The sequence below is a fragment of the Paraburkholderia suaedae genome, from assembly GCF_040812055.1.
In the GTDB taxonomy this organism is placed as follows: Bacteria; Pseudomonadota; Gammaproteobacteria; order Burkholderiales; family Burkholderiaceae; genus Paraburkholderia.
Map to the genome: position 1 here is coordinate 1 of NZ_JBFOAH010000066.1, position 9284 is coordinate 9284.

Annotated in this window: 5 protein-coding genes and 2 pseudogenes; 2 read left to right on the top strand and 5 right to left on the bottom strand. The window is 59.0% G+C overall.

Annotation, left to right across the window (positions count from 1 at the left end):
• From ABQJ48_RS36945 to ABQJ48_RS36960, 4 genes and pseudogenes are all read right to left on the bottom strand, one after another.
• Nucleotides 1-203 (bottom strand): annotated as a pseudogene (locus ABQJ48_RS36945) (EAL domain-containing protein); the annotation flags it as partial.
• A gap of 262 nt (nucleotides 204-465) precedes the next feature.
• A pseudogene (locus ABQJ48_RS36950) lies at nucleotides 466-643 on the bottom strand (IS6 family transposase); the annotation flags it as partial.
• 387 nt (nucleotides 644-1030) lie between these two features.
• Nucleotides 1031-3415, bottom strand: coding sequence for an ATP-binding protein (locus ABQJ48_RS36955; protein ID WP_367842814.1), 2385 nt, complete (start codon nucleotides 3413-3415; stop codon nucleotides 1031-1033).
• A gap of 761 nt (nucleotides 3416-4176) precedes the next feature.
• Nucleotides 4177-5274 (bottom strand): NADH:flavin oxidoreductase/NADH oxidase, encoded by a 1098-nt coding sequence (locus ABQJ48_RS36960; protein WP_367842815.1) that lies wholly within the window; start codon nucleotides 5272-5274, stop codon nucleotides 4177-4179.
• Between the two features lie 88 nt (nucleotides 5275-5362).
• Between ABQJ48_RS36960 and ABQJ48_RS36965 the strand changes: the two genes are divergently transcribed.
• Nucleotides 5363-5692, top strand: a complete 330-nt coding sequence (locus tag ABQJ48_RS36965) for an ArsR/SmtB family transcription factor (protein WP_367842818.1) — start codon at nucleotides 5363-5365, stop codon at nucleotides 5690-5692.
• A gap of 258 nt (nucleotides 5693-5950) precedes the next feature.
• On the opposite strand, the gene ABQJ48_RS36970 is transcribed toward ABQJ48_RS36965, so the two are convergent.
• Nucleotides 5951-7111 (bottom strand): EAL domain-containing protein, encoded by a 1161-nt coding sequence (locus ABQJ48_RS36970; protein WP_367842816.1) that lies wholly within the window; start codon nucleotides 7109-7111, stop codon nucleotides 5951-5953.
• 641 nt (nucleotides 7112-7752) lie between these two features.
• Here ABQJ48_RS36970 and ABQJ48_RS36975 point away from each other — a divergent pair.
• Nucleotides 7753-9204, top strand: a complete 1452-nt coding sequence (locus ABQJ48_RS36975) for an aminotransferase-like domain-containing protein (protein WP_367842817.1) — start codon at nucleotides 7753-7755, stop codon at nucleotides 9202-9204.
• Nucleotides 9205-9284: the final 80 nt, after the last annotated feature.

Here is a 9284-nt window from a genome sequence, read left to right on the forward strand (position 1 = left end):
CCCACGCAGTATCGCGTGCGCGTGTCCACAATGGGCTGATAGACGACATGGAACTCCCCGCGGCGAAGACCGATGCGCGCCGCGCGCCGCAATTTAACTTTTGGGCGGACCCGATAACCAACGCACACAACCGCGCCGCAAGCCGATAGCGCGATAACCAGCGCGACGGCGTCGCGAGATGAGATCAGGCTGGCCGCGAGCAAACCTTTCGGCCTGTTATCTGGGTTGCGTACTATACCTGACTGCGTTCCGAAAACGAGTAGAGTAATTACACTGTTTTTCCAACGCTACACAGCACGAATATGCCGGCTGCGACCTGTATTCGACGAGCATCTTGACGCGGTGGTGACTGTCGCCGTTGCATCGAGCGTGGCTGGGTTTACGTGTCAAAACATGCGCATCAGATTCAGCGTCATACGCGGGGTAAATCGGCGCGGCAACTCGCGGAGGCAGGCTTGTCTCTTTTCGTCTCACCCAGCGCAGGCTCGTGTGAGCCAACGATAATCCCCGTTCGGCCATCATCTCCACCAGATCGCACAGGCTGAACTTGTAGCGCAGATACCAGCGAACGCACAGAATGATGATCGCCCGATCAAAATGGCGTTCCCCGAACAACTCCTCTCAAACTCTTCAGCTTGCTCATCGCGGGTCATCAGTTCGTTTTGCTCCGACAACTCTAATCGATCTGCCGACCCTATTTGCTACAGAGCCGCCTGGACCACCCGGTCCGTGTCGTCGATCACGCTCATCACGCTGTTGTTCGAATGCAGGTCAATTCCACGATATTTCACTTCAGCCTCCTTCTGGTTAAAGCGATTCCGGTGCGGATTCACTTTACCCCGCCGCCCCGTGGGGCGGCGGTGGGAGGCCCGCTAGATGATTTTCAAGCGACGGTCGATTGGATTGAAAGCCGACGGTCAGTTATTGATGGTGTTTTATGAAGCCCGTGCCTAACCATCCAAGTCGCTTGTACAAACGGTGAGGGCAACTTTGAAGCAATGCGCCTCTGCAAAGGCGTTAGCACAGTGCACTACTTTCGATCATCGAAAGAATTATCGTCTCTAAGAAGCTGCTCGATGCGAAGCATATTGAGCGGCTTCGCGAAATGCGCGTCAAAGCCCGCATCGAGCGCCTTCTGCACGTCTTCGGGCTGAGCGTAGCCGCTTATCGCAACCAATCTTGTCTTCGCCGGAAGCTTTCGCCGGAGTGTCTGTGCGACCTCATATCCGGTTATATCGGGAAGCCCGATATCACACAGCACCACTTCATGCTGCTTATCCTCTGCTAGCGCGACCGCGCTGCGTCCGTCGTAACGCACCTCGACCGCATGTCCCAACATGTCGGCAATCGCCGCAAGCGAATCGGCAGAGTCGGCGTTGTCGTCAACAATCAGTATCCGACGTGAGCGGGGATTGCCGTCGTTTTTTGATGCCGAGAAATCGGGCGCTGTCGATGCTTTAATCTGTGCAAGCGGCAGCTCCATCGTGAACTGCGCCCCGGCACCAGGGATGTTCATCGCCGCGACGCTCCCGCCGTGAAGGTCGATTACTCCCTTAACGAGCGCGAGCCCGAGGCCGAGTCCGCCTTCCGTTCGCGCCAGACCTTGGCTCGCCTGCGTGAATGGGTCGAAGATAATCGGCAGCAAGTCCGGCGCGATGCCAAATCCATTATCGGTAACGTGAATAACTGCGTTTCCGGCGCGCTTTTGGGCCGTCACCGTTATTCGACCACCCGCTGGCGTGAACTTCGCCGCATTGCCGAGCAGGTTCCCGAGCACCTGCGAGAGTCTTGTCTCATCACCTTCCACGACAAGCGCCTCGCCATCCACGACGACAAAAAGTTCGAGGCCGCGTGCTTGAGTCAAAGCGCGATAGTCTTCCACGGTGCGCCGGACCAATGCAGTTAAGTCCACCTCCGCGCGCTGCAGTTCGATCTTGCCCGTCGCAATCCGCGTAACGTCAAGGAGATCGTCCACGAGATTGGTCAGATGCGTGACCTGTCGGCTTATTACCTCTATCGCATTTCGTGCTTGTTGCCCGGAAGGGTCGGCCCGGTCAAGAATGTAGAGAGAGTTCCGGATCGGAGCGAGCGGGTTTCGCAACTCGTGAGAAAGCATTGCCAGAAATTCGTCCTTCCGGCGGTTTGCGTCGCGCAAAGCTTGCTCTGCCTGCTTGCGTTCTGTCACATCGCGGGTAGTACCGGCGATGGCTTCCACTTCACCGTGAGGGCCCATTACAGGGACAAAAATATAGTCGTAAATGCGTCGGCCATATGCGCCCTCGAATGGGACCTCTCCACGAACTGACTGTTTCGTAGCGGTAACCTGCTCGATCTCGCGGTCATGCATCTCAGCATGCCAAGGCTCGTAACCCAGTTCCAGGCAATTTTTTCCGATCGCCTCGTCCCAAGTTCGATTCCACATATTCAGCAATACTTTATTGGCGTAAATGAACCGATGATCCAAGTCGAATACATAGGCCAAGTCGGGAGAGTTTTCCAGGAAAGTTTCATAAAGTCGGCGGCGTCGCTCAGACTCAGCGACGACTTTTTCCAGTTCTTCCTGGTTATGTAACCTTTCGCTCGCAGCCCGAATTCTTTCTGCCACTTCCTTGATAAACGCCAGTTCCTCAGTCGTCCAATTCCGCGCCTTCTCATGATTGACGAACACCACTGCTACCAACTCATTTTGCTCGATAACCGGAAAATTGACGAAAGATCCTGCATTGCGCCGCTTCAACGCCGCTGATGCTTCCGCCGTACGATAGTCGTGGTCGACATCATTAATGGCGATGAATCTGCCTGCCTTTAAGTCGTCAATGAAAGAACCATAATCGCGCAGATGCAGCGTGCCCGCCAGCCTCTCTACGCCCGGGGCGTTCCAGTCTCGGATGACATGCAGTGTTTCGGCGACGGGATCAATGGTTCCGTAGCCAACTCTGCTTGCAATAAGTGTTTCGCCCAGGACCTGCGAGGCCCCGTACATGATCTCTTCCGATGTCTTTGCGCCACGAATCAGATCGGCTAACTTAAACAGCGCGCTCCGGCGGCTCTCGTCCCGCATACGCGTCGTGACATCGCGGAAGTAGATCGCCAATCCGCCCTTGGCCGAATAAACATTCACGTCATACCAACGGTCATGATCCGGATAGTAAGAACTGAACCCAGCGGTGGTCCGCTCCTGTGCCACTTTCCGGTAGACCCTCTCGAACTCGCTGCCTACGGTGCCGGGATACACGTCCCATATGCTTTTGCCCAGTAGCTCGCTGGCTTGGCGTCCCAAGGTCGCTTCCGTCTGACGGTTCACATAGCAAAATTCCCAGTTTGCATTGAGAGTGAAGAAGGCGTCCGTGATGCTATCAAGAATCGTCTGTGTGTCTCCCAGATCGACCTCATTTCGGGTAAAAGCGTTCTGCATTGCGAGTCTTAGAAAAGGGGGAGGCTACGGGCGTTTCGTAAGCACATTTTATGCTTGGAAGACGGGGCATCGAATAACTGGCGCCCGGCTCTTGCTCCTTCCACCAAGACCTTTTCGCCAGAAGCGTTGGAAATCGGCGGCTCATGGGGAGCGTAGAGCCTCCGCGACATCGGCCAGCCGGTAGGGTTTAGCAACGAATGTGGATTCGCTTATGTCACCGTGCTGGCGCCGCAGCGCGGTCATTGGAAAGGCGGATGCAAGTACAACCTTAACGTGCGGATACTGCTCATGAGCGAGATGGGCTAGTTCGATGCCGTTTATTCCGCGCGGCATCACCACCTCGCTGAAGACGATATCGATAGCAGGATTTCCGCCCTCGACCCGCCTCGGTCGTTCGACACTCGGTGGGCCGGACGTCTCTTGATGAAGTGTAACGGTCATTTCGATCCGCTGGACGGTGGGTCCGCCGCCGAAATACTGTTCCTGCTCGAAAAGCCCGGCCCGAGGACGTCGTCAACCGGCAAGCGTATTGGTTCAGGGTTCATTTCGCGGCATTAAGCGCCCGACCGGGGACTGTTTCATGTAGTGCATTCGATCCGTCCAGTTTGGTTTATCCACGGTATCCGCAATCGATCGAGAGGCGCTGCAGGCATGTGCCCACAGGGCGACTCATCTCACGATTACGCGCGAAAAGCCGGGCTGGATGCGTGGCGCCGCCGGTCGGGTCAGCAGAAACCGCCGTGATCGGCGTCGACCTGCGCTCAAGCAACCGCGTAACGTTCGAGCCAATGCGCGTATGGTGCCGGCAGGGTCCACGACGGTCGTTCGATACCCAGCTTGCGCGCCGCGTGGTACGGCCAATGCGGATCGGCCAAATGCGCGCGCCCGATCATCACCAGGTCCAGCTGCCCGTTCTTGACGGAGCGGTCGGCCAGTTCCGGCGTATCGATGCCCCACGCCGATGACACGGCAATACCAGCCTCGCGGCGCACACGCTCCGCGATCGGCGCAAGAAACGCCGGCGCCCACGGGATGGCCGCCTGGGGCGTGGAAAAGCCCACGCTGACACTGAGCATATCCAACCCTTCGTGCTTGAAGTTCTTCGCGAGTTGAATCGACTCAGCCAGGGTTTCCTCGTCACGTCCGTCGTACTCGATCACGCCGAATCGCGCCGTCAACGGCAAATGCTCAGGCCATACCTTGCGTACGGCGGCCAGCGTTTCCAGCAGGAAGCGGCTGCGGTTCTCGAGGCTGCCGCCGTACGCGTCGTCGCGTTGATTGGAGTGCGTGGAAAAGAAGCTCTGGCCGAGGTAGCCGTGCGCGAAGTGCAACTCGAGCCATTCGAAGCCGGCGTCGAGCGCGCGCTTGGCAGCGGCGACGAAGTCTTCGCGAACGCGTGCGATGTCGTCGAGCGTCATCGCTTCAGGTACTTTCGGCAGGCCACCGCCGAAAGCGATCGCCGACGGGGCGAGGGTCGCCCAGCCCCGGGGATCGCTGTCGGCGATGTGGTCGTCACCTTCCCACGGTCGGTTCGCGCTGGCTTTGCGGCCTGCGTGACCGATCTGAATGCCCGGCACGGCGCCCGCTGCCTTGATCGATGCGACCACGGGCGCGAAAGCCTGCGCCTGCTCGTCGGTCCAGATGCCCGCGCAGCCCGGTGTAATCCGGCCCTCGGGCGACACAGCCGTTGCTTCGACGATCACCAGCCCCGCGCCCCCACGTGCCAGACCGGCCAGGTGCACGCGGTGCCAGTCGTTGATCAGACCGTCTTCGGCGGTGTACTGGCACATCGGCGGAATTGCGATGCGGTTGCGTAGGGAAACGTCCTTGAGCTTGTAGGGCTGAAACAATGCGGACATCAGGCTAAACTCCTGTGAATAAGGCTTGTACGTTAGTTCGACAAACATCGAACTATGGAGTATGGCAGAAACCTTTATCATTTGCACAATGCGCACCTATACCCATCCTGCCGCCGAGGACTTCACGCTCGGGCGGCTCTTCCATGCTCTTAGCGACCCTATGCGCCTTGAGATCGTCCGTCAACTTTCAACGGTCGACGAGGCCACCTGCGGCGACCTCGACGGTGGCCGCCCCAAGTCGAGCGTCTCTCATCACTTCCGGATCCTGCGCGAAGCGGGCTTGGTGCGCACGCGCGTTGCTGGCACCGTGCATCAAAATTCATTGCGGCGCGCTGAGTTGGATGCCCGCTTTCCGGGCTTGATGGAGGCGGTCATCAAGCAGATCGTCAATGAACCCGCATTGAGCGAATCGGCGTAAAAGTCGACCGAAGGTCGGTGGAAGATGGACGCGAGCGCACCGGTGCGCGCCATGAAAGCCGGGACGACGTTGAGAAGCTCACGCGGTGCGAACTGCCCGCTTGGCGCACCGACGGGAGCCGCACACCGGGCTCAAGCGTACCGTTCGCGATCAGGTTTTCGAACCGTGCCGCCAGCTGCTGATAGCGCTTCATTATTATGTGATGCTAATTAATGTGAGTTGTCCCGCGTTTCCCCGGTTGCGGGCGGAATACCTTATTCATAAATTACGGACCCGCCAGCCGAGCACGGTTGCAGCTCCCGTCAGCTTTGAGGACGAGGTGTTAGCGGTCTGGAGAAATGCCTTCAGCTGGCTGGCGCCAAGTGCACGGCTGTAGAAGAAACCTTGACCAAATTCGGCCCGGCTTGCCCGCGCGATGTTGTGATGTGCCGCGTTCTCAATGCCTTCGACCACGACCACGGCGCCCATGTCATGGCCCATGCTCGTCAACGCATTGATCTGTCTTGAGCGCTCACCGGGATCCATTCCCAGCACTTCCCTGTCAATTTTCACCATCTCAAAGGTCATGTCTGCCGGCAGTTCAAGGCCGATGTCAGTGGGACGCACGCCCGACAGCGCAAAACGCAGTCCTTTGTCACGCGCCTGCGCCATCATCGGAATGAGACGTTTTCTGAACTTGCTCGCGCTGCTTGCCCCGATCTTCAGTATTAGCGGTGGAAGACCGAGGGAGTCAACGTCACCCAGGTCCGCGATGAACGCGGAACTTACCAGGTAAGAAGCGGGAGCTGTAACGCCCAGGTAGAGCGATTTCGGAGCGCCGATTTCCCGCAGATCCTGAGCGGCACGCGACAGGACGAACCGCGTCATTGGCCCAATCAGGCTACTGCTCTCAATGAACTCCATGTAGTGGGCCGGCCCCAGCGCGCCATATTTCTCGTCGTCCCATCGCAGTAATGCTTCGACGCCGACACACCTGGCCCGCCGCACGCCAACGACAGGTTGATACTCAACATGGAACCGGCCACGACGCAGCCCTGCCCGCGCTGCACGCAGCAGGGACCTGTCGTAGCTAAACCACCTTTTGAGAGCCCAACCGACAACAATAACCAGGACCACCCCCAACATCGGCCACAATATAAATCCCAATATGGTCCATACTGAAGTACGCTGCGCGGCAGTGCTCGCCGGAGACTGCGCCCAGGCGAGCGTGGCGGCGCCGATGGAAGGCGAGACCGCTCGCGTTTCACAACCTCGACCGGATGAGCAATCCGGGGGCGATATCGCAGGTGGTTCCGGCGACTGCTCCGCGCGGTCGACCCGCGACGCGGTACCGGCCATTGCGTCAGAGGCCAGAAGGCCGCCTCGTTCTGCCGCCGGTTGGTCGCTGATTTGCCACCGCAGTTCCGTAAGCAGCGTCATGACGTTCGGCCCCGAGCTGGCCCTCGCAGCAGCGGTGCCGGTGACATCGGCACGCGTGTCGTTCAGCGAATCGCAAGCATTAGTCAGTAGGGGCGTCGGACCGGCGACCGGCCCGGCAAGGGCGGCGGGAATGACGGGCAACTGCGCAGTGGACACGCAGGCTGAGCCAAAGCGAATCCGTGGCGCCGGTGGACCAGCAAGCCAATCTGTCAATTGCTGCCAGACGTTGCGTTCAAACGAAAGACTGCGGCTCGAACCAGTTTCGGGTGGACCTGCAAGAGCGAGCGAGGTGCCTGCGCAGCTGACCAGGACGACTGCGAACCCTCGACTCGAGACACGACGGAGCGCGATGAAGGCGCTGCGTCTGATGGTTGATATCGGGAACCCAAATGCCATTGATTTATCGCTAAAAGAATTCGGCTTGCAAATCGTTATCGGTAGGACCGCTACGCGGAGGCGAAACATCGAAAGAAGTGGAACCGGTCTGCGCCGCACTTTGCCAGCGTGTGTGCGTTCGCAATAGAAGCAGAATGCAAAAGAAAGGCCGTATCAGCTTTATCAGCGGCTCTTTTCTAACGTTAAGTGTGTGCTACCGGGTCGGTTCCGACACCCGCAAGGGTTTTTTCTGCGAGGAGTAAAAGTTGAAACGGTACGAGCGGTTAGCCGACCAACTCAGTGAACTGATCAAGCGCGGTGATCTGCCACCCGGCGCGCGTATCCCTTCGGTTCGCGCGGCGTGCAAGGCCTGGGGCGTGAGCCCCGCGACGGTATTTCGTGCCTACTACCTGCTCGAAAATCGGGGCATGATCAAAGCGCGCCCGCGTTCAGGCTATTTCGTGTCGCCGACTGCCATGGAATTAGCGCGGCAAAGGCCCGGGACCTCGCCGGGCGCAGACTCGAAGACCGTCAATATCAGCGACCTTGTCTTTGAAGTCCTCAAGACGATCAGGCAGGCTGAGATCGTCCCACTTGGGTCAGCGTTCCTGAGTCCTGCGCTGTTTCCGATGGCGCGCGTCGGAAAGTCGTGCGCGACGGTCAATCGTTCAACGCACCTGGCCGGCATGGTTGACGGACTGCCACCGGGGCACGAGGGACTGCGCCAGCAGATTTCGTTGCGTTACCTGATGGCGGGAATGACGGTGCCCGTCGACGAGATAATCATTACGAGCGGCGCACTTGAAGCCCTGACGCTAAGCGCGCAGTTGCTCGCCGCTCCCGGCGATGTGATCGTGATCGAAAAGCCGACGTTCTATGCAGCGCTGCAGGCTATCGAGCGTCTGCGGCTGAACGTAGTGGAGATTCCTGTGGACCCGGTGGAGGGTCATGATCTGGATGCGCTCGCGCGGGCGCTGCAGCAACATCCGGTTCGCGCCTGCTGGTTCATGACCTCGTTTCACAATCCGACCGGGGTGACGCTGGCCGATTCCAGGAAGCAGGCGCTGGTTGATCTGCTCGCCCGGCACGACGTGCCGCTCATCGAGGATGACGTCTACAACGAGCTTCATTTTGGCCCGGACCCGGTGCGTCCGGCCAAATTCTTCGACCGGAAAGGTCTTGTCATCCATTGTGGATCGTTCGCGAAGTGCCTCGCGCCCGGATATCGTATCGGCTGGGCGGCAGCCGGAAGGTTCGCGGGCAGGCTGGAACACGCGAAATGGATGACCACGTTATCGGCCAGCATGCCCGCGCAGCGCGCAATTGCCGACTATCTGGAGCATGGCGGATATGAACGTTTCCTGCACAAACTACGTCGCGAGTTGGCCCTTCAGCAGTCGCAGATGCTCGACGCGATCAGCCGGTACTTCCCGGCCAATACGATGGCGACGAGGTCTCACGGCGGTTATTTCACATGGGTGGCGCTACCGGATCACGTAGACTCGATACAGCTCTTCCAGGCTGCCCTCAACAGTGGGATCAGCATCGCGCCCGGACCAATCTTCTCGGCCGACGGTGCATTTCGACACCGTATGCGTCTGAACTATGGACACCCGTGGTCGGCGCAGCTCGATAAAGCGGTCGCGATGCTAGGCGCCCTGTGCGCTGATGAATCGCGTTGCGGCGCAAAGCTGGCCGGTCCGGTTCAGCCGGCATGACACGGGCGTCGATCTCAACCCGGCATGCCGGCCGGTGAAGCGTGAAGCTCGTGCACGACAATACGCGCCTTGCCCGCGAC

Bases quoted from the DNA above. Each gene is read 5' to 3' on its own strand.
- ABQJ48_RS36955 (WP_367842814.1), bottom strand. From the start codon at position 3,415: ATGCAGAACGCTTTTACCCGAAATGAGGTCGATCTGGGAGACACACAG.
- ABQJ48_RS36960 (WP_367842815.1), bottom strand. From the start codon at position 5,274: ATGTCCGCATTGTTTCAGCCCTACAAGCTCAAGGACGTTTCCCTACGC.
- ABQJ48_RS36965 (WP_367842818.1), top strand. From the start codon at position 5,363: ATGCGCACCTATACCCATCCTGCCGCCGAGGACTTCACGCTCGGGCGG.
- ABQJ48_RS36970 (WP_367842816.1), bottom strand. From the start codon at position 7,111: ATGACGCTGCTTACGGAACTGCGGTGGCAAATCAGCGACCAACCGGCG.